The following is a 21020-nucleotide window of genomic DNA, read 5'->3' on the forward strand; positions in this document are numbered from 1 at the left end:
CCCTGTGTGTGGGCTGTGTTTTTTTTTAAAGCCGCCGGCGGGGGCGCCCCCCCCCCCGCGGGGGGGGGGGCGGGGGCCGCTCCTCGTGCACTCCGCGGACCGGGAGCGCTCGCGCCTCGTCACCCACCTCGGGCAACCCGGTGTTGGCACCGGGCCCGGGGGCGGGTGCGGGCGGGGCGTTCAGATCGGCCGGGTGAACACCTGTGAGCGCCGGGCCGGGTCCAGCCCGGCCGCCCACTCGCGTGGCGCGGCCGAGGCGGGGATCTCCTGGAAGCCGTGCCGCAGGAACAGCGCGCCGCCGCCGGTGGTGGCGGTCACCAGGGCGCGCAGTCCCCGGCGGCGGGCCTCGGCGACCACGGCCGTGATCAGGAGCGAGCCGAGGCCCTCGCCCTGACGGTCGGTCCGGACGCAGAAGTTGTGCAGCAGCCCGGTCGCGGGCCGGTCGGCCTCGGGCGCCAGGGCGCGCAGCGCGACGCAGGCGTCCAGTCGGCCGGGCCGCGCCCCGCCGGTGCCGTCCGGGTGCTCCGGCCCGGCCCCGGCGCGGACGGCGAGGAAGGTGTCGCCGGGGTGCCGGTAGGCGTCCGGGGTCCGCTCGCGCAGCGCGCCGGAGCGCATGAACGGGGCGGACAGCGCGTAGAGCGCCTGCGCGTCCGCCCCGGTGGCGCGGACCGCCCGCAGAGCGGCGGCCGGGCGCAGCGCCGCTGTCACCGGGAGGAGCCGCGGCGCGCGGGGGCCAGCGGGACGACCAGCGGGGTGCCGGTCTGGGGGTCCTCGATGATCTGGCAGGGCAGGTCGAAGACCTGCTCGACCAGTTCGGCGGTGACGATCTCGGAGGGCACGCCCTCGGCGACCACCGCGCCGTCACGCATGGCGATCAGGTGGGTGGCGTAGCGGGTGGCCTGGTTGAGGTCGTGCAGGACGGCGACCAGGGTGCGGCCCTGCTCCTGGTGCAGGCGCGCGCACAGGTCGAGGACCTCGACCTGGTGGGCGATGTCCAGGAAGGTGGTCGGCTCGTCGAGGAGCAGCAGCGGGGTCTGCTGGGCGATCGCCATGGCGAGCCAGACGCGCTGGCGCTGGCCGCCGGAGAGCTCGTCCACGAAGCGGTCGGCGAGGGTGTCGACGTTGGTCGCCGCCATGGACTCGGCGACGATCCGCTCGTCCTCCTGGGACCACTGCCGGAACAGGCCCTGGTGCGGGTAGCGGCCCCGGGCGACCAGGTCGGCGACGGTGATGCCGTCGGGCGCCGTGGAGCTCTGCGGGAGCAGGCCGAGCCGGCGGGCCAGCTCCTTGGCGGGCAGCGCCCCGATCTGCTCGCCGTCCAGGAGCACCCGCCCCGCGGCGGGCTTCAGCAGCCGGGCGAACGCCCGCAGCAGGGTGGACTTCCCGCAGGCGTTGGGGCCCACGATCACCGTGAACGAGTCGTCCGGCACCGCCACCGACAGCTCGGTGGCGATGGCGCGGTCGCCGTAGCGCAGCGTCACCTTCTCGGTGAGCAGCCGCCCGCCGGTCGTGGTCACTTCCCCTCCAGGAGGTCGTCGGTGGTCAGGACGACGGCGCACTTCTCGGCGGCCCAGCGCAGCGCCTCGGCGTGCTTCTCGGCGGAGAAGTCGGCGACGGCGTCGCTCACCACGAAGGCCTGGACGTCGCGCATCCAGGCGTCGCAGGCGGTCATCAGGACGCCGATGTGGGCGTAGACGCCGACGATGACGAGCTGGTCGCGGCCGGCCTTGTCGAGCAGCTCGGCGAGGTCGGTGCGGGCGAACGCGCTGTACTTCCACTTGAGCAGCATGTGGTCCTGCGCCGCGGGCGCGACCACGTCCGGCACCGCCTGGGCCCGGGGGTCGTCGGGCAGGCCCGGGCCCCAGAAGTCCAGTTGGAGGCCGCGCTCCTCGGGGGTCTGGCCGCCGCGCTGGTGGGAGTAGACCACCGGCATGCCCAGGGCACGGGCGCGGTCGAGGATCCGGGCGGTGTTGGCCAGCGCCGGCTCCAGCGGGGGGCCCTCGGCCGGGAAGGCGCCCAGGAAGTAGTTCTGCAGGTCGTGGACGAGGACGACGGCCCGCGCCGGGTCGACCTGCCACGGCACCTTGCGGGGTGGGAGGTCCGCGGGGCCGGGCAGCTCGTAGGGGGCGATGGCGGGCAGTGCCATGCGGGGAGGCCTTTCTGGGCGGTCAGGGCTGGTGGCGCTGGTGGGGCTGGCTGGTGGCGCTGGTGGGGCGGGCCGGTGGTGACGGCAGGGCTGTCGGCGAGGCTAGCGGGAGCCGGTGCGGAGGTCCTTCTTGCTGACCTTGCCGACACCGGTGCTGGGGAAGTCGTCGACGAACTCGACACGGTCCGGGACCTTGTAGTCGGCGAGGCCGGCGGCGCGGACGAAGGCCTTCAGCACGGCGGGGCGGGGCCGCTCGGCACCGGGCCGGAGGATCACGTAGGCGCAGCTGCGCTCGCCCAGGTAGTCGTCCGGGACCGCGACGACCGACACGTCGTGCACCGCGGGGTGGGCGAGCAGGACGTTCTCGACCTCCTCGGCCGCGACCTTCTCGCCGCCCCGGTTGATCTGGTCCTTGGCGCGGCCCTCGACGACCAGGTGGCCGGTGGGCGTGCGGCGCACGAGGTCCCCGGTGCGGTAGAAGCCGTCGGGGGTGAAGGAGCGCGCGTTGTGCTCGGGCGCCCGCCAGTAGCCGCGGATGGTGTAGGGGCCGCGGGTCAGCAGGTGTCCCGTCGTCCCCTCGGGCACGTCGGCGTCCTCGTCGTCGACGATCCGGATCTCGTCGTCGGCCGAGATCGGGCGGCCCTGGGTGGTGAGGACGGTGTCCTCCGGGTCCTCGGGGCGGGTGTAGTTGACCAGGCCCTCGGCCATCCCGAACACCTGCTGGAGCCGGCAGCCGAGCGCCGGGCCGAGCCGGCGGGCGGCCTGCTCGCTGAGCTTGGCGCCGCCGACCTGGAGCAGTTCGAGGCTGGACAGGTCGTGGCCGGCGGCGGGGGCGCTCTGTGCCCAGACCAGGGCCAGCGGCGGGACGACGCCGGTGATCGTGACCCGCTCGCGGGCGATCAGCGGCAGCGCGGTGGCCGGGCTGGGCTCGCGGGCCAGCACGACGCGCCCGCCGGCGAACAGGGTGCCGAGCGTGCCCGGCGAGCTGAGCGCGAAGTTGTGGGCGGCGGGCAGCGCGCAGAGGTACACGCTGGCGGGCGACAGCTCGCAGATCACGGCCGACTCGCGGACGCTGTACAGGTAGTCGTCGTGGCTGCGGGGGATCAGCTTGGGCAGCCCGGTGCTGCCGCCGGACAGCTGGAGGAAGGCGAGGTCGCCGGCGGTCGGGGGGTCGGCCGGGGCGGTCGGGGCGTCGGCGCGCAGCTCGGCGAGCGGGGTGAAGCGCCCGGGGTCGCCGACCACGAAGACCTCGCCGAGGCCGGGCACCGCCGCGCACACCTCGGCGGCCAGTTCGCGGTGGTCGAAGCCCTCGTGGCGGTCGGCGACGAACAGCGCCCTGGCCTCGGCGAACTCGCAGAAGTAGGAGATCTCGGCCCGGCGGTGCGCCGGGAGGGCCATCACCGGGACCACGCCGGCCCGCAGCGCGCCGAAGAACACCTCGAAGAACTCGGCCACGTTGGGCAGTTGCAGCACGACGCGGTCGCCCCTGCGCAGCCCGCGGGAGAGCATCCCGGCGGCGAGCCGGTCGGCGCGGGCGTCCAGCTCGGCGTAGCTCCAGTGGCGGTCGCCGTCGGTGACGGCGATCCGCTCCGGGGTGGCGGCGGCGTGGCGGCGGACCATGGTGTCCAGCGTCTCGCCGGTCCAGTAGCCGGCCGCGCGGTAGCGGTCGGCGACCTCCGGGGGGTAGAGGCTCATTCGGCGTTCTCCAGTCCGACGGCGTGCAGGAAGGTCCGGAACTTCGCCGCCGTCTCGGCCAGTTCGTGCTCCGGGACGGAGGCGGCGACCACGCCGGCGCCGGCGAACAGCCGCAGCCGTTCGCCGTCGGCCTCGGCGCAGCGCAGGGTGACGACCCATTCGCCGTCGCCGGCGGCGTCGCCCCAGCCGACCACGCCGGTGTAGAGGCCGCGGTCGAAGGGCTCCAGGGTGCCGATCAGCTCCCGGGCCCGGTCGGTCGGGGTGCCGCAGACCGCCGGGGTGGGGTGCAGGGCCAGCGCGAGGTCCAGGGCGCTGGTGGCGGGGTCGCGCAGCGTCCCGGTGACGGTGGTGGACAGGTGCCACATGGCGGCCGTGCGGACGAGCGAGGGCTGCGCGGGGGCGACGAGGTCGTCGCAGTGCGGTGCGAGCGCCTGCCGGACGGCGTCGACCACGAAGGCGTGCTCGGCGAGGTCCTTGGGGGAGCGGGCGAGCTCCTCGGCCCGGCGCCGGTCCTCCACCGGGTCGGTGCTGCGGGCGGCGGACCCGGCCAGCGGGTTCGACACCACGCGGCCGCCCTGACGGGAGACCAGCAGCTCGGGGCTGGCGCCGACCAGGGTGGCGGTGCCGCCGGCCGGCACGGCGAAGGTGTAGCCGTGCGGGTCGCGGTCCAGCAGCCGGCCGAGCATGGCGGGGATGTCGGTGCCGCCGGGGGAGGTGAGCTCCAGCGTGCGGGCGAGGACGACCTTGGCGAGCTCCGGGTCCTGACCCATCAGCCGTACCGCCTCGGCGACCGCGTCCCGGTAGCCCCCGGGCGCGGGGACGGGACGCCTGGTCCACGCGGCCCGCGCCGCCCGGGCGGGGGCGGGGGCGGCGCGGGTGCCGCGGATCGGCTCGGCCCGCAGCACCCGCTCGGGGATGAACAGTTCGGCGGGGCGCCCGGGGGAGAAGGGGATCGCGCCGACCACGACCGGGTCGCGGCCCTCGGCCTGCGCCGCGGCCAGCAGCCGGCCGGCCTCGGCGGGGTCGGGGACGGACCGGTGCACGCCCTCGGCGAGCAGGGTCCGGGTCGGGCCGGTGAGGAAGGCCCGGTCGGCGGCCGGGCGGTAGGCGGCCAGCAGTGCGCTGCCGTCCAGCGGCGCCGCGACGGGGGACCGGGCCTCGGAAGCCGTGGTCATGGTGCTCCGTTCTGCCGGTGCCGGGGGCACCGGGGTGGTGGGACTCGAAGGGGCGGGCGCTTCCGGGCCGCCCGGGTCGGGGTCAGGCCCGCAGGGTGGCGCCGCCGTCGACGTAGAGGTCGTGCATGGTCACGTGCCGCGCGCGGTCGCCGGCCAGGAAGAGGACCGCCTCGGCGACGTCCTCGGGCGCGGCGATCCGGCCGAGCGGGATCCCCACCCGGTAGGTGGCCGGGTCGCCTTCGAGGACCCGGCGCTCGGCGTCGTCGTCGGTCCACAGCGCGCGCTGCATCGGGGTGTCGGTGGACCCGGGCGAGACCAGGTTGCAGCGCACCCCGGAGGCGGCCAGCTCCAGGCCCAGGCAGCGCATGAACATCGTGGTGGCCGCCTTGGAGGCCGCGTACGCGGCCATGTTCATCCGGGGGACGCCGGCGGCGTTGGACCCGACGGTGACGATGCTGCCCCGGCCGCGCTCGGCCATCCGGCGCCCGACGGAGCGGCAGGTGTGGAACACCCCGGTGGTGTTGACGGCGAAGGTGCGCTGCCAGTCCTCGTCGCTGGTGTCCAGGGCGGGTCCGGAGTGCAGCACGCCCGCGACGTTGACCAGGATGTCGAGCGGTCCGTGCTCCCGCTCCGCCTGCTCCACCAGCCGCTCGACGGCCCCGGCGTCCGTGACGTCGAGGCGGTGGACCGAGGGCCCGGAGGGTGACAGGTCGCTGCCCACGACGTGGGCCCCGCGGTCGGTCAGCAGGCGGGCGACGGCGGCCCCGATGCCCTGGGAGGCGCCGGTGACCAGGGCCGTCCGGCCCTTGAACTCATCGGTGGATATCGATGCCACGGGTCACCGCGCCGTCGTGGCGGCGGACTTGCCGGGGGCCCGGCCGGTGCGACGCGGTCTGGGGACGCGGCTGAGGGCGGGTGGCATGGACGTTCTCCCTGAGGTCGGAGCGCGGCGGCTGTCGGACAGGCTTGCGAGACAGTGAGGTAAGGTTAGCCTAACCGCATTGGCGGGCTCCAGCGGCCGCCCCGCCCCCTTCCCGGTCCTGTTGCCGCCCGGGCGCTGTGGCGGGCTGGGCGCCCGACATGACGTTAGCCTTGCCTAAGTGGCATGTCCGGCGGAGGGGTTCAGGCCGGGGAGCCCTTGCGCCTGGGGCTCGGTGGGGGCACGGCACCCTGGACTTACTAGGACGTCCAACTATATGGTCGTGAACCAAGGCCCGCAGTGCAGGGAAGCCGGTGTGAATCCGGCACGGTCCCGCCACTGTGACCGGGGAGCGCGTCACCGCAGTACCAGCCACTGGCAGCCAGCCGGGAAGGCCGGGTGGCGCGCGCTGATCCGGGAGTCAGGATACCGACTGCGGGTGTTCCGTGTTGTCCACGAGGATGGAGCAAACACGCATGGCACCGGTCTGTGTTCCTCCTGGCCCTGGTGATCCTGCGACGGCCGCGGCACACCCGTCACCCTGACGGTCTCCACCGCGCCAGGCAGAACCCGGCACCCCGTGACCCGCCCACCGCGGCGCGCGGCGCCGACCCCTGCCGTGCCCCAGCCCTCGGATCCTCCCGACATCCTGACGAGAGCAGGCTTGTGATGGTCCGTGAGCTCACCCACTTCATCGGCGGAAAGCACGTCACCGGCACCTCCGGGGTGTTCGGCGACGTGTACGACCCCAACACCGGCACCGTCCAGGCGCGCGTACCGCTCGCCGGCCGGGCCGAGACCGAGGCGGCGATCGCCGACGCCGAACAGGCCCAGACCGAGTGGGCCGCCTGGAACCCGCAACGCCGCGCCCGCGTGCTGCTGCGCTTCCTGCAGCTGGTCGAGGCCGAACGCGAGCCGCTGGCCCGGCTGCTGTCCGCCGAGCACGGGAAGACCGTCGCCGACGCCCACGGCGACCTCCAACGCGGCCTGGAGGTCGTCGAGTTCGCGGCCGGGGTGCCCCACCTGCTGAAGGGCGAGTACACCGACAGCGCGGGCACCGGCATCGACGTGTACTCGCTGCGCCAGCCGCTCGGCGTGGTCGCCGGCATCACCCCGTTCAACTTCCCCGCGATGATCCCGCTGTGGAAGGCCGCACCGGCCATCGCCTGCGGAAACGCCTTCATCCTCAAGCCCTCCGAGCGGGACCCCTCGGTGCCGCTGCGCCTCGCCGAGCTCTTCGTCGAGGCCGGTCTGCCGCCGGGCGTGCTGAACGTCGTCAACGGCGGCAAGGAGGCGGTCGACACGCTGCTCGACGACCCCCGGGTGGCGGCGCTGGGCTTCGTCGGCTCCTCCGACATCGCGCAGTACGTCTACGCCACCGCGGCCGCCCGCGGGAAGCGCGCGCAGTGCTTCGGCGGCGCCAAGAACCACATGATCGTGATGCCGGACGCCGACCTCGACCTGGCCGCCGACGCCCTGATCGGCGCGGGCTACGGCTCGGCCGGCGAGCGCTGCATGGCCATCTCCGTCGCGGTGCCGGTCGGGGAGGAGACCGCCGACGCCCTGGTGGCCAAGCTCACCGAGCGGATCGCCGCGCTCAGGGTCGGCGCCTCGCACGACGCCGAGGCCGACTTCGGCCCGCTGGTCGGCCGGGACGCCCTGGACCGGGTGCGCGGCTTCCTCGACGCCGGGGTCGAGGAGGGTGCCGAACTGGTCGTCGACGGCCGCGGGCTGACCGTGCCCGGGTACGAGGACGGCTACTTCCTCGGCGCCACCCTCTTCGACCGGGTCACCCCCGGGATGCGCATCTACCGGGAGGAGATCTTCGGCCCGGTGCTGTGCGTGGTCCGCGCGGCGGACTACGAGGAGGCGCTGCGGCTGCCCAGCGAGCACGAGTACGGCAACGGGGTGGCGATCTTCACCCGGGACGGCGACACCGCGCGGGACTTCACCCGCCGGGTCACCACCGGGATGATCGGCGTCAACGTGCCGATCCCCGTCCCGGTGGCCTACCACACCTTCGGCGGCTGGAAGCGCTCCGGGTTCGGCGACCTCAACCAGCACGGGCCCGACTCGATCCGCTTCTACACCCGGACCAAGACCGTCACCTCGCGCTGGCCCTCCGGGGTCAAGGAGGGCGCGAGCTTCACCATCCCGACGATGGGCTGAGGCCGCCGTGCACACCATGACGGAGGATCAGCGCGCCATCGCCGAGACCTGCCGGGGGTTCGCCCGCGAGCACCTCGCCCCGAACGCGGTGGAGTGGGACCAGAACAAGCACTTCCCGGTCGATGTGCTGCGCAAGGGCGCCGGACTCGGGCTCGGCGGCGTCTACGTCCGGGAGGACCAGGGCGGCTCGGCGCTCGGCCGGCAGGACGGGGTGCTGGTGTTCGAGGGGCTGGCCACCGGCTGCCCGTCCATCGCCGGGTACCTGTCGATCCACAACATGGTCGCCTGGATGATCGACCGCTACGGGAGCGACGACCAGCGCGCCCGGCTGCTGCCCGGCCTCTGCTCGATGGAGAGCCTGGCCAGCTACTGCCTGACCGAACCGGGCGCGGGCTCCGACGCCGCCGCGCTGACCACCCGGGCGGTGCGCGACGGCGACGGCTACGTCCTCGACGGCGTCAAGCAGTTCATCTCCGGAGCCGGCGCCGCGCAGGTGTACGTGGTGATGGCCCGCACCGGCGGCCCGGGGGCGTCCGGGATCTCCGCCTTCGTGGTCGAACGCGACGACCCGGGCGTCTCCTTCGGCCCCAACGAGAAGAAGATGGGCTGGAACGCGCAGCCGACCCGCCAGGTGCTGCTGGACGGCGTCCGGCTGCCGGCCGACCGCCTGCTCGGCGCCGAGGGGGAGGGCTTCCGGATCGCCATGACCGGCCTCAACGGCGGCCGGATCGGGATCGCCGCCTGCTCGATCGGCGGCGCCCAGGACGCGCTGGAGCGCGCCACCGGCTACCTGGCCGACCGGGAGGCGTTCGGCGCCCGGCTGCTGCACGCCCAGGCGCTGCAGTTCCGACTGGCGGACATGGCAACGGAGTTGGAGGCCGCCAGATCGCTGGTGTGGCGGGCGGCCGCAGCGCTCGACCAGGGCGACCCCCGGGCGCCCGAGCTGTGCGCGATGGCCAAGCGCTACGCCACCGACACCGGCTTCGAGGTCGCCAACGCCGCGCTCCAACTGCACGGCGGCTACGGCTACCTGGCCGAGTCCGGCATCGAGAAGATCGTCCGCGACCTGCGGGTGCACCAGATCCTGGAAGGGACCAACGAGATCATGCGCGTCATCGTCGCCCGCGGCCTGACCGGGGCCGCGTGATGGCCGGGAGCGGGACGAACGAGGTCCTCGTCCAGCGGGAGGGCCGGGCCGGCCTGGTGGTCCTCAACCGCCCGGCCGCCCTGAACGCCCTCACCCACGCCATGGTGCGGCGGATCGCCGCCGCGCTGGACGACTGGGAGCGGGACGACCGGGTCGCGACCGTCGTCATCAGCGGGGCCGGGGAGCGCGCCTTCTGCGCGGGCGGCGACATCGTCGCCATCCACCGCGCCGCCACCGGCGGCGACCCGGCCGCGGTCGAGGACTTCTGGCGCGACGAGTACCGGCTCAACGCCCGGATCGCCCGGTACCCCAAGCCCTTCGTGGCCGTGATGAACGGCATCGTGATGGGCGGCGGGGTCGGCGTCTCGGCCCACGGCAGCGCCCGGATCGTCACCGAGACCACCAGGGTGGCGATGCCGGAGGCGGGCATCGGGTTCGTGCCGGACGTCGGGGGCACCTACCTGCTCGCGCTGGCCCCCGGCGAGCTGGGCACCCACCTCGCCCTGACCGCCGGCTCGGCGGGCCCCGGCGACGCCCTGCTCTGCGGCCTCGCCGACCACTTCGTGCCCGCCGAGCGGCTGCCCGCCCTGCTCGACGACCTCGCCGAACTCCCCGTCCACGACGCCCTCGCCCGGCACGTCGCACTCCCGCCGCCGGGCCCGCTGGCCCGGCAGCGGGACTGGATCGACGCCTGCTACGCGGCCGGCACCGTCGAGGAGATCCTCGACCGGCTGGCCGACAGCGGCGAACCCGAGGCGAAGAAGGCCGCCGACCGGATCGCCGCCAACTCCCCGGTCGCGGTGAAGGCCACCCTCGCCGCCCTGCGCCGGGCCCGCGAACTGGGCCCGCTGGAGGCCGTCCTGGACCAGGAGTACCGGACCTCCTGCGCCGCACTCGCCACCCCCGACCTCGCCGAGGGCATCCGGGCCCAGGTGATCGACAAGGACCGCACACCGCGGTGGAACCCGGCGACGCTGGACGCCGTCACCCCCGGCGCGGTCGCCCGCTACTTCGCCCCCCTCGGAGCGCGCGAGCTCGGCCTCGCCGCCACCACACCCCTGGAGCGCTGGTGACCCACGCCGTCGGATTCATCGGACTCGGCAACATGGGCGGCCCGATGGCCGCCAACCTGGTCAGGGCCGGCCACCGCGTCAGCGGCTTCGACCTCGCCCCGGAGGCGCTGCGGCAGGCCGCCGACGCCGGGGTCCGCCCCGCGGCTTCGGCGGCCGACGCCGTGGCCGGCGCGGACCTGGTGGTCACCATGCTGCCGGCCGGCCGGCACGTCCTGGCCGCCTACGCGGACCTGCTGCCCGCCGCCCGCCCCGGCACGCTCTTCGTCGACTGCTCCACCATCGACGTCGCGGACGCCCGGGCCGCCCACGGCCTCGCGCTGGCGGCCGGGCACCGGGCGGTGGACGCCCCGGTGTCCGGCGGTGTGCCCGGCGCGACCGCCGCGAGCCTCACCTTCATGGTGGGCGCGGCCGACGGGGACTTCGCGGACGTCGAACCGGTGCTGGCGGCGATGGGCCGCCGGATCGTGCACTGCGGCTCCTCCGGCGCCGGACAGGCCGCGAAGATCTGCAACAACATGATCCTCGGCATCTCGATGATCGCCGTCAGCGAGGCCTTCGTCCTCGGCGAGAGCCTCGGGCTGAGCCACCAGGCGCTGTTCGACGTCGCCTCCACCGCCTCCGGCCAGTGCTGGGCGCTCACCACCAACTGCCCCGTCCCCGGCCCGGTGCCCGCCAGCCCCGCCAACCGGGACTACCTGCCCGGGTTCGCCGCCGCCCTGATGGCCAAGGACCTCGGACTGGCCGCCGACGCCGCGAAGGCCGCCGGCGTACCCGCGGAACTCGGCGTGCGGGCCGCCGAGTTGTTCGCGGACTTCGCCGCCGGTCAGGGGCGCGGACTGGACTTCTCGGCCATCGTCACCACCCTCGGAGGCGCCAGGGGGTAGCCGCCCGCAGGACGGCGCCCGGGGCGGGCCCGGCACCTCGCCGTGCCGCGGCCCGTCCCGCTCCCGCCCGCTCCCGTGCGGCCATCCGGAATCCGGACCGGTCGTGACGGGCGGGCCCCGCGGGCCCTAGGGTGGGCGGTGCAGTCGGTTCGCCGTGTCCTCCAGCCACGGCGTCGTAAGAGGGAACCCGGTGGGAATCCGGGACTGCCCCGCAGCGGTGAGTGGGAACGACCGCCGTCACATGCACTGGGCCCCAACGGGGGCCTGGGAAGCGACGGCCAGTAGGTGTCCGCCTGACTCAGGCGGACGTGCCGACGAGTCCGAAGACCTGCCACTGCCCGTGTGCACCCCGCACGCGGAGATCTCGGTGACCTCGTGGGCGGGTCGGCGGAGCGGGCGGGCACATCCTGGTGTCGCGCACCCACTGTCGTACCTTCACGTCCTCGTGCTCTCCCGGGATCGCAGCGCGACTCGCGAAGGAGAGTTCCGTGTCATCGAGTTCCACCACCCCGCAGGCCGCCACCGCGCAGCCCGGCACCACCCCGCAGGCCAACTCCCCGCAGGCCACCGTCCACGGCTATCCGCGGCAGGGCCCGAACCGGGAGCTGAAGAAGGCGATCGAGGGGTACTGGAAGGGCGCGGTCACGGCCGAGGCCCTGCAGACCACCGCCGCGCAGCTGCGCCGCGACACCTGGCAGCGGCTCGCCGAGGCCGGTATCCAGGAAGTCCCCACCGGCGACTTCTCGCTCTACGACCACGTGCTGGACACCACGGTCGCCGTCGGTGCGATCCCGGCCCGCCACCGGGCGGCCGTCGACGCCGACCCGCTGGACGGCTACTTCGCCATGGCGCGCGGCACCCAGGACGTCGCGCCGCTGGAGATGACCAAGTGGTTCGACACCAACTACCACTACCTGGTACCCGAGTTGGGCCCCGCGACCACCTTCGCCGCCAACCCGGCCAAGGCGGTCGGCGAGCTCGCCGAGGCCCTGAGCCTCGGCCACACGGCGCGCCCGGTCCTGGTCGGCCCGGTCACCTACCTGCTGCTCGCCAAGCCCGCCCCGGGCGTCGCCGAGGACTTCCAGCCGATCACCCTGCTGGACCGGCTGCTGCCCGTCTACGCCGAACTCCTCGCGGACCTGCGCGCGGCCGGCGCCGAGTGGGTCCAGCTGGACGAGCCTGCGCTGGTCCAGGACCGCACCCCGGCCGAACTGAACGCCGCCGCCCGCGCCTACCGGGACCTCGGCGCGCTGACCGACCGGCCCAAGCTGCTGGTCGCGACCTACTTCGACCGCCTCGGCGAGGCCCTCCCGGTGCTCGCCAAGGCCCCGATCGACGGCCTCGCGCTGGACTTCACCGGCGCGGCCTCGGCCAACCTCGACGACCTCGCCGCCGCCGGCGGACTGCCGGGCAAGCGCCTGGTCGCCGGGGTGGTCGACGGCCGCAACATCTGGATCAACGACCTGGAGAAGTCGCTGGGCACCCTGGCGACCCTCCTCGGCCTCGCCGACCGGGTCGACGTCGCGCCGTCCGCCTCGCTGCTGCACGTCCCGCTCGACGCCGACCTGGAGCGCGAGCTCGACCCGCAGATCGCCCGCTGGCTCGCCTTCGCCCGCCAGAAGGCCGCCGAGACGGCGCTGCTCGCCCGCGGGCTGCGCGACGGCACCGGTGCGATCACCGCCGAACTCGCCGCCAACCGCGCAGACCTGGCCTCCCGGTCGACCTCGCCGATCACCCGGGACCCGGCCGTCCGCGCCCGGGTCGCCGCCGTCACCGAGGCCGACGCCCGCCGGGCCCAGGCCTATCCGCAGCGCGCCGAGGCCCAGCGCGCCCGGCTCGGCCTGCCCCTGCTGCCGACCACCACCATCGGCTCCTTCCCGCAGACCGCGGAGCTTCGCGTCGCCCGCGCCGACCTCACGGCCGGCCGCATCGGCGCGGCCGCCTACCGGGAGCGCATCGAGGCCGAGGTCCGCGAGGTGATCGCCTACCAGGAGAAGGCCGGCCTCGACGTCCTCGTCCACGGCGAGCCCGAACGCAACGACATGGTCCAGTACTTCGCCGAACAGCTCACCGGCTACCTGGCCACCCGGCACGGCTGGGTGCAGTCCTACGGCACCCGCTACGTCCGCCCGCCGGTGCTGGCCGGGGACATCTCCCGCCCGCACCCGATGACCGTCGACTGGTTCCGCTACGCCCAGGACCTCACGGACCGCCCGGTGAAGGGCATGCTCACCGGCCCGGTCACCATGCTCGCCTGGTCCTTCGTCCGCGACGACCAGCCGCTCGGCGACACCGCCCGCCAGGTGGCCCTCGCGCTGCGCGACGAGGTCGCCGACCTGGAGGCCGCGGGCGCCGCGGTGGTGCAGGTCGACGAACCCGCCCTGCGGGAGACCCTGCCGCTGCGCGCCGCCGGCCGACCGGCCTATCTGGACTGGGCCACCGAGTCGTTCCGGCTCTCGACCGCCGGGGTCCGCGCCGACACCCAGATCCACACCCACATGTGCTATGCCGAGTTCGGTGACATCCTGCGCGCCATCGAGGACCTCGACGCCGACGTGATCTCGCTGGAGGCCACCCGCTCACACATGCAGGTCGCCCGGGAGCTGGCCGGTGCCGGGTACCCGCGCGAGGTCGGACCGGGCGTCTGGGACATCCACTCGCCGCGGGTGCCGAGCACGGAGGAGGCGGTCGAGCTGCTGCGCGCCGGGCTCGCGGCGATCCCCGCCGAGCGGCTCTGGGTCAACCCCGACTGCGGTCTGAAGACCCGCGGCTGGAGCGAGACCCGCGCCTCGCTGGAGAGCCTGGTCGCGGCCGCCCGGCTGGTCCGCACCGAACTGGAGGGCTGAGGCCCGCACCGGGGCGGGTGCGCGCACCACAGCCGCGCACCCGCCCCGGCGGCCCTGCTCAGTGGCGGGCGACGCCGGGGGTGAGCTGGAAGCGCTTCGGGCGGGCCGGGGTGCGGCGCTCCTCGGCGGTGAGGAGGTCCCGGCGGGCCAGCCAGGCGAGCAGGCGCAGTCGGGCGTGCTGGTCCCGGCGGTCCGGGATCCCGCTCTCGGCGCGCTGCGGGGTGGCGGGGAGGCCGTCCTCGCGGAGCAGGACCCTGGTCGGCCGGCCGTCCTCGGCGGGCATCACCTCGAGGACGGAGAACTGCGACCCGGGCGGGAACACCACCTCGTGCTCGCCGTCCTCGGCGAAGACCGAGGTCCTGCGGCCGGTCACGGACCACACCGCGAACTCGACCGGCGTACCCAACTCGACGTCGTGGGCAGGGAGTCCGATGACCGGCGCGGGCTCGGACAGCAGCGCCCCCGGGACGTAGTGCCGCAGCTCGGACTCGCCCGCGTCTGCGCCGAGCAGCACGGCGCCGTGGTGGCTCGGGAGCCTGCGCAGGCCGGAGCCGAGGCAGGCCAGGTAGGAGGCCACCGGGCCGGGGTCGGACCGGCGTGCCGCGGCGACCAGCTCCGCGCGGGTGACCGGGATGCCGGTGTCGACGTGGTGCAGGTAGACCGCCGCCAGGTCGCTCTTGAGGTCCTCGCGCGCGCTGGAGCGCAGGGCCGGGAGGCGCATGGCGACCTGGTCGGCGTGGCTCGCGCAGCGCTGGAAGTGACTGCCCAGCAGGGTGTTGAACGCGGCGCGCTGGGCGGCGATGCCCGGTTGGGCGGGCGCGGTGGCGGCTGTCCCGGAGGTCAGCGGCCGGGCCTGCACGGGGTGTTCGGCCGGGGGCTCGGTCGGCTGTTGGGCGGGGGGCTCGACCGGGGGCTCGGCGGGCTGTCCGTCCGGCTGCTCGGCAGGCTGCTTGTGCAGGGGGTCGACGGCGGGCGGCGCCAGGACGACCGGTGCCAGGACGACCGGTTCCAGGATGACCGGTTCCAGGACGGCCGTTTCGTCGAGGGCCGATTCGGGGGCGGGCGGTTCGGGGGCAGCCGATTCGGGGGCGGGCGGCACGGGGGCAGCCGATTCGGGGGCGGGCGGCACGGGGGCGGCCGGCTCGGACGAGCTCGTGGCGGTGGCGCTCGGCCGGACGGGTTCGTCCGGCACCCCGACAACCCGGCCGAAGGTCACGGCCCCGGAGCTCGGCACGCCGTTGACCATCAGGGCCGGCTCGGCCGCCTCCGGCTGGGCGAGCGCGTCCAGCAGCCTGCCCAGGCCCGCCAGAACCTCCGGGGGCACCGGCTGCCGACCCGCGCCGACCAGCAGCCGCGGCCGCGCCGGGTCCGGTTCCAGCAGCCGGGGCTCCCGGTCGATCCCGGGGTCGGTCGGACGCAGCCACAGCCCGGCGGGCACGGCCTCCAGCCACCACCCCGGTACGTCGGTCTCGAAGAGTGCCGGTCCGCACGGCGTCAGGTCGGTCGGCGCGTCACGCCAGGCGGAGGCGAACAGGCGGCGCAGCTCGGCGGAGGCGGTCAGCTCGGTCAGCCACGGCTCCCAGGTCGCGTTGCCGTCGGCGTCCAGGAGACGGGACGAGTACCCGCCGGCGGTGCGCATCGGCAGGCCGACGGCCACCCGGACGTCACGCTTCAGTGCGACCGCGAGTTCGGCGGCCAGCCTGCTGAGCGCGCGGACGGTCGACCACGGTGCGCTGAGCAGCAGTTCACCCTGGTCGGAGGGGATCAGCCGGCGGACGGTGGCGGCCAGCCGCGCGGCGGGCGGCAACGGGCCGCCGGGGTGGCCGACGACCACGACGAAGGTGCCCTCGGCGGCGCCGGCCTGGTTCAGCGAGGTGGGCCGGGTGGCCCCGGCGGAGCCGCTCCTGAGCCAGAAGCCGTTCGGCAGCGCGCTGAGCAGCAGGCCGTCGGGGCCGGGCACCTCGGCGGCGGGCTCGGCGGGCTCGGCGGGCTCTGCCGGTACGGCGGGTATGGCCGGTACAGCGGGTGCAACCGGTACGGCGGGTATGGCCGGTACAGCGGGTACAGCCGGTACGGCGGCGGGCACGGCCTTGGGCACCGGCACCGGTTCGGTGTTGGCCACCGCGGCGGTCGCCGGAGCACCCGCCTGGGCCGACGGCGGCCAGACCGGGCCGAGGCCCCGGACCGCCCCGGCGGGCGGGCAGAGCCACCAGGACGAGGGGGCGCCCTCCTCCGGACCGCTGGTCAGCAGGGTGCCGTCGGGCCGGAGCGTGACCATCCCGTCCGGGGCCACCACCGTGATCCCGGCCAGCTCGGCGAGCTGTTCGGCCGGCCGCCGCCCGGTCGCCGGGGCGGCGGCGAGCCCGGAGGCGGCCAGGACCAGGGTGGTGGCACCCCGGGCGGCGGCGGTGTGGGTCAGTTCCGCCAGCCGCCCGAGCAGGACGGCCGCCGCGTCGGGGGCGGCCGCGAGCAGGATCAGCGCCTGCGGGGCGGGTTGCAGCCCCTCCACGGCGGCCGCCAGCCCGGCGGGGAGACCGGTCGGGCCGGCGCCGTTGCGGTGCGGGGTCGCGGCCGGGGCGATGACGAAGTGGGGGCCGGCCCGGTGCAGGGCGGAGGGCCCCGCCGCGCCCGACGGCCCGGGCCCGGAGGAGCCGCCGAGGCGGCGGGCCAGCCGGCGCCACGCGTGCGCGGGCGCCACCGCACCGGTGCCGGACGCGGCCGCTGTGCCGGTCGCTGTGCCGGAAGCGGGCCCGGGACCGGCCTCGGCGCCGTCGCCGGTCCCGGCCGTCAGTGCTGGTGTGCTCATCGCTCTGCCCTCTCCCTGCCCGGTCCCATCGTGGCGGGGCTCCAACCGGCTCTACGGGCCCCGGACCGGCGGGGGTTCACCCGCCGGTCCGGCCCCAAAGAACGGCCCCCTAGACGAGCTCCCCGCCCTCCCCCTCGGCCGCCGTCGCGATCGCGGTCTGCACCTGGACGGTGCGGCGGCGGGTGATGTACTGACCGCGGCCGGCCGGCAGGTTGCGGGGCTTGATGTTGCCGAACACGTAGCCCTCGCTCGGCGGGCAGGACAGCAGCACCGCAGGGGTGTTGACCTCCTCCAGCTTGCGCATCAGGGCGTCCGAGGCGCCGCGGCCGATGCCGTTGGCGCTGCGGGCCACGATCAGGTGCAGGCCGAGCTCGGTGCCCTGCGCGAGGAAGTCGAACAGCGCCGCGAACGGGTGCCCGGCCGTCATGCTGCCCGAGGATCCCGACACCAGCTCGTAGTCGTCGACCACGATGAACAGTTCGGGCCCCTCCCACCAGTCCCGCAGCCGGAGCCGGGCCGGCGCGATGTCCGCGTCGGGCACGCGGTTGGCCATCGCCCGGGCCGCGCCGTCGACGATCTGCCGCAGCACGTCCACGGCGACCGCGTGGCCCAGCCGGTACTCCTCCGGGACGGCCTCGTGCAGCCCGCGCCGGTAGTCGACCAGCATGATCCGCGCCTGCTCGGGCGTGTACGCGGTGGTGACGGCCGCGGTGACCAGCTTCAGCAGGTTGGTCTTGCCCGACTCGCTGTCGCCGACCACGACCAGGTGCGGCGACTCCTCGAAGTCGTGCCACAGCGGCGCGATGGTGGTGTCCTGGAGGCCGATCGGGATCCGGAGCTGCCCCTCGGGGGCGGGCAGCGCGGCGGCGTCCAGGGAGAGCGGCAGCATCCGCACCTCGGGCGCGCGCGGGCCGGTCCAGTGGTCGGCGAGCGCGTCGACCAGGTCGGCGACGCCCTCCCCGAGGTCGTCCGTGCCGCTGCCGCCGTCCATCCGGGGCAGCGCGGTCAGGAAGTGCATCTCGTCCGAGGTCAGGCCGCGGCCGGGGATCTTCGGGACCTTCCCTGCCGCCCGCATGTTGATCGCGGAGTCGACCGCGTCACCGAGCCGCAGCTCGAAGCGGGTGCCCAGCAGGTCGCGCAGGGCGCCGGTGACCTCGCCCCAACGGGTGGTCCCGACGATCAGGTGGATGCCGTAGTTGAGGCCGCGCTGGGCGATCAGGGTCAGCGCGGGGGCGATGTCCGGGAACTCCTGGCGGATGGTGTTCCAGCCGTCGATGACCAGGAAGACGTCGCCGTGCTGCTCCTCGGGCAGCTCGCCGGCCGCCCGGCGCCGCCGGAACGACGAGACGGAGTCGATGCCCAGCTCGGCGAAGCGCAGCTCGCGGCGGCCCAGGATCGCGTTGACCTCGGCGATGGTGCGCACCACCCGCTCCGGGTCGTGCCGGCCGGTGACCCCGCCGACGTGCGGCATCCCGCGCAGCGCGGAGAGCGTGCCGCCGCCGAAGTCGAGGCAGTAGAACTGGACTTCGCTCGGGGTGTGGGTGAGCGCGAGCCCGGTCAGCAGGGTGCGGATCAGGGTGCTCTTGCCGCTCTGCGGGCCGCCGGCGATGCCCACGTGGCCGTCGGCGCCGGAGAGGTTGGCGACCAGCAGGTCGCGCACCTGCTGGAACGGCCGGTCGACGACGCCGACCGGTACCGTCAGCGAGCCCCGGTCGGCGTCGCTCTCGGTGGTGAGGCCGTACTCGGGGTGCGGGGCCAGCGGCGGCAGCAGCTCGTCCAGGGTCGGCGGCACGCCCAGCGGCGGCAGCCACACCTGGTAGGCGGGCGGCCCGGCGTCGGTCAGCTTGGCCGCCGCGATGTCCAGCAGGGTGCGGGTCTCCTCGGGCGCCTCCGGCTGCTGCGCCTCCACCACGGGGAGCGCCGCCCGGCGCGGTGCCACGTACTCGGTGCCGTAGGCGGCGACCTGGCCGGCCACCACCTCCTGGCGGGCCGCCCGGCGCCTGGCCCGGTACGGCCCCGAGACGTACGCGGCCTTGAACCTGGTCAGGGTGGCGATGTCGCTGCGCAGGAAGCCGTTGCCGGGCTGCGAGGGCAGCTGGTAGGCGTCCGGAACGCCGAGGACGCCCCGGCTCTCCATGGCGGAGAAGGTCCGCAGACCGATCCGGTAGGACAGGTGGGACTCCAGGGCGTGCATCCGGCCCTCGTCCAGGCGCTGCGAGGCGAGCAGCAGGTGCACGCCGAGCGAGCGGCCCAGGCGGCCGATCATGATGAAGAGGTCCATGAAGTCGCGGTGCGCGGCGAGCAGTTCGCTGAACTCGTCGACCACGACGAACAGCGTCGGCAGCGGCTCCAGGGGCGTCCCGGCGGCGCGGGCCGTCTCGTAGTCCAGCAGCGAGCTGTAGTTGCCGGCCGACCGGAGCAGCTCCTGGCGGCGGACCAGCTCGCCGTGCAGGGCGTCCCGCATCCGGTCCACCAGCGAGGCCTCGTCGGCCAGGTTGGTGATCACCGCCGAGGTGTGCGGCAGCCGGTCCAGGCCGAGGAAGGTCGCGCCGCCCTTGAAGTCCACCAGGACGAAGTTCAGCACCTCGGAGGAGTGCGTGACGGCGAGCGCCAGCACCAGGGTCCGCAGCAGCTCGGACTTGCCGGAGCCGGTGGCGCCGATCAGCATGCCGTGCGGGCCCATGCCGCCCTGCGCCGACTCCTTGATGTCCAGTTCGACGGGCGAGCCGTCGCCGGCGATCCCCAGCGGCACCCGCAGCCGGTCCGCGATGCCGCGCCGGGACCACGTCTCGACCACGTCGTGCTGGTTCAGGTCGCGGATCCCCAGCAGCATCGCGAGGTCGAAGTCGGTCTCCAGCGGCTCGCCGGACTCCGTGGTGTCCCCGATCCGGAACGGCGCCAGCCCGACCGCCAGCCGGCGGGCGGCGACGGCCGACAGGGCGTCGGGGCGGCCGAGGGGCGTGATGTCGTCCCGGTGGTTGCGGTCCGCGCCGACCATCGCCAGCGCGCCGTCCTCGATCCGCAGCCGCAGCCGGAACCGCAGCGGCTTCCACTCCAGGGTGTCGCCGAGGTCGAGCAGCGTGGCGTTGCGGTAGCCCGCCAGCGCGGCCCGGCTGGTCGGGCCGACCTGCGGACCGTCCAGCACGATCACCGTGTACGGCTCGTCCCGGCCGGGCTGGGCGTCCTGCTCGTACGGCGGCCGGGCCCCGAACTCCTCGCCGAGCAGCTGCTCGATCTCCGCGACCGAACCCGCCACCAGGCGCACCGGCCCCACCCCGTCGGTGTCCACCGGGTGCAGGGCGTGCGGCAGCCACTTGGTCCACTCCCACTCGGCGCGGTGCTCCGCGTCGGTGACGACCGCGATCCGCAGCTCGTCGGGGGCGTGGAAGACGGCCAGCTGGGCCAGCACCGCCCGGGCCAGCGACCGGGCCGCCGCGCGGTCGTCGGAGCGCAGCAGGATCTGCGCGTAGCCCCGGAGGTAGACCGCGATCGGCTGGTCGGCGACGGTGCCGTAGGCGTTGATGAAGCGGCGCAGCGCGTGCGCGCAGAGCGGCTCCAGGTCCTCCACCGGCTTGGTGGCCAGCGGAGCCAGCCGCACGGCGAGGCGCTGCGGACCGGTCCCGATCCGGACGTCCCCGAAGTCGGGGTGCGCGCTGCGCCGCTCCCACAGGCGGGAGGTGCGGGCCAGCGCGGCCAGCACGGCCGGCGCGGGGTGGCGCCAGGCCAGCGCCTCCTGCTGGCGGGTGATGTGGCCGCGCACCTGGCGGCGGATCTGGGACAGGTAGCGCAGGTAGTCCCGGCGCTCGGCGCGCAGCTCCCGCTTGCGGTCGCTGGAGCCGCGGATCAGCTGGGTGACCAGCATGCCCACGGCGGAGAGCGCCATCATGCCCATCGCGATGTACATCAGGATGCCGCCGCCCTCACCCGGGCGCAGGAAGATGAACACCATCGAGAGCGAGCTCAGCGCCATCGGAGCCATGCTGATCACGCTCGCCATGCCGCTCTGCGCCTCGGGGAGGGCGGGCGGCTCCTGCAACTGGATCTCGCCGTCGGGCATCTCCGGTCCGGGGCGCCTCGGCGGACGGTTGACCAGCACCACGCTCAACGCAGGGCTCCTTGCGATGGGGGACGGCCGGCCGGTGATCCGCGGCCCGGGACGC

Annotated in this window: 13 protein-coding genes and 2 riboswitches; of the genes, 5 read left to right on the plus strand and 8 right to left on the minus strand. The window is 75.1% G+C overall.

Going from position 1 to position 21020, the window contains the following annotated elements; translation table 11 throughout:
- Positions 1-180: 180 nt before the first annotated feature.
- From ACFVVX_RS07710 to dhbA, 6 genes are all read right to left on the minus strand, one after another.
- A complete protein-coding gene (locus ACFVVX_RS07710; RefSeq protein ID WP_387942547.1) occupies positions 181-708 on the minus strand; it encodes a GNAT family N-acetyltransferase in 528 nt (175 codons plus the stop codon).
- Complete coding sequence (locus ACFVVX_RS07715; RefSeq protein ID WP_387942549.1) at positions 705-1517, minus strand: ABC transporter ATP-binding protein; 813 nt, start codon at positions 1515-1517, stop codon at positions 705-707. Before ACFVVX_RS07715 ends, ACFVVX_RS07710 begins: the two co-directional genes overlap by 4 nt.
- On the minus strand, positions 1514-2146 hold the full coding sequence (locus ACFVVX_RS07720) for an isochorismatase family protein (protein ID WP_387942551.1): 633 nt from the start codon (positions 2144-2146) through the stop codon (positions 1514-1516). Before ACFVVX_RS07720 ends, ACFVVX_RS07715 begins: the two co-directional genes overlap by 4 nt.
- 102 nt (positions 2147-2248) lie before the next feature.
- The gene (locus ACFVVX_RS07725; RefSeq protein WP_387942553.1) at positions 2249-3841 is read right to left on the minus strand and encodes a (2,3-dihydroxybenzoyl)adenylate synthase; all 1593 of its coding nucleotides are present in this window, start codon (positions 3839-3841) and stop codon (positions 2249-2251) included.
- Complete coding sequence (locus ACFVVX_RS07730; RefSeq protein ID WP_387942555.1) at positions 3838-5016, minus strand: isochorismate synthase; 1179 nt, start codon at positions 5014-5016, stop codon at positions 3838-3840. The genes ACFVVX_RS07725 and ACFVVX_RS07730 overlap by 4 nt, the downstream gene beginning before the upstream one ends.
- Before the next feature lie 82 nt (positions 5017-5098).
- Complete coding sequence (gene dhbA / locus ACFVVX_RS07735) at positions 5099-5851, minus strand: 2,3-dihydro-2,3-dihydroxybenzoate dehydrogenase (protein WP_387942557.1); 753 nt, start codon at positions 5849-5851, stop codon at positions 5099-5101.
- Positions 5852-6196: 345 nt separating this feature from the next.
- Positions 6197-6388: riboswitch (cobalamin riboswitch) on the plus strand.
- Positions 6389-6604: 216 nt separating this feature from the next.
- On the opposite strand from dhbA, the gene ACFVVX_RS07740 reads away from it, so the two are divergent.
- From ACFVVX_RS07740 to metE, 5 genes are all read left to right on the plus strand, one after another.
- Positions 6605-8104, plus strand: coding sequence for a CoA-acylating methylmalonate-semialdehyde dehydrogenase (locus ACFVVX_RS07740; RefSeq protein WP_387942559.1), 1500 nt, complete (start codon positions 6605-6607; stop codon positions 8102-8104).
- 16 nt (positions 8105-8120) lie between these two features.
- Positions 8121-9251 carry an acyl-CoA dehydrogenase family protein gene (locus ACFVVX_RS07745; protein WP_387942561.1) on the plus strand — a complete coding sequence of 377 codons (1131 nt, stop codon included), beginning with the start codon at positions 8121-8123 and terminating at the stop codon, positions 9249-9251.
- Positions 9251-10324: an enoyl-CoA hydratase/isomerase family protein gene (locus ACFVVX_RS07750; RefSeq protein ID WP_387942563.1), complete on the plus strand. Its 1074-nt coding sequence runs from the start codon at positions 9251-9253 to the stop codon at positions 10322-10324. The genes ACFVVX_RS07745 and ACFVVX_RS07750 overlap by 1 nt, the downstream gene beginning before the upstream one ends.
- The gene (mmsB, locus tag ACFVVX_RS07755) at positions 10321-11208 is read left to right on the plus strand and encodes a 3-hydroxyisobutyrate dehydrogenase (RefSeq protein ID WP_387942565.1); all 888 of its coding nucleotides are present in this window, start codon (positions 10321-10323) and stop codon (positions 11206-11208) included. Before ACFVVX_RS07750 ends, mmsB begins: the two co-directional genes overlap by 4 nt.
- 128 nt (positions 11209-11336) lie before the next feature.
- Positions 11337-11559: riboswitch (cobalamin riboswitch) on the plus strand.
- Between the two features lie 137 nt (positions 11560-11696).
- The gene (metE, locus tag ACFVVX_RS07760; RefSeq protein WP_387942567.1) at positions 11697-14054 is read left to right on the plus strand and encodes a 5-methyltetrahydropteroyltriglutamate--homocysteine S-methyltransferase; all 2358 of its coding nucleotides are present in this window, start codon (positions 11697-11699) and stop codon (positions 14052-14054) included.
- 58 nt (positions 14055-14112) lie between these two features.
- Here metE and ACFVVX_RS07765 read toward each other — a convergent pair whose 3' ends face one another.
- Both ACFVVX_RS07765 and eccCa read right to left on the minus strand, forming a co-directional pair.
- Positions 14113-16860, minus strand: a complete 2748-nt coding sequence (locus ACFVVX_RS07765; protein WP_387942569.1) for a hypothetical protein — start codon at positions 16858-16860, stop codon at positions 14113-14115.
- 109 nt (positions 16861-16969) lie between these two features.
- Positions 16970-20965: a type VII secretion protein EccCa gene (gene eccCa / locus ACFVVX_RS07770; protein WP_387942571.1), complete on the minus strand. Its 3996-nt coding sequence runs from the start codon at positions 20963-20965 to the stop codon at positions 16970-16972.
- Positions 20966-21020 lie beyond the last annotated feature (55 nt).

Source organism: Kitasatospora sp. NPDC058170 (assembly GCF_042883905.1).
Classification (GTDB): domain Bacteria; phylum Actinomycetota; class Actinomycetes; order Streptomycetales; family Streptomycetaceae; genus Kitasatospora.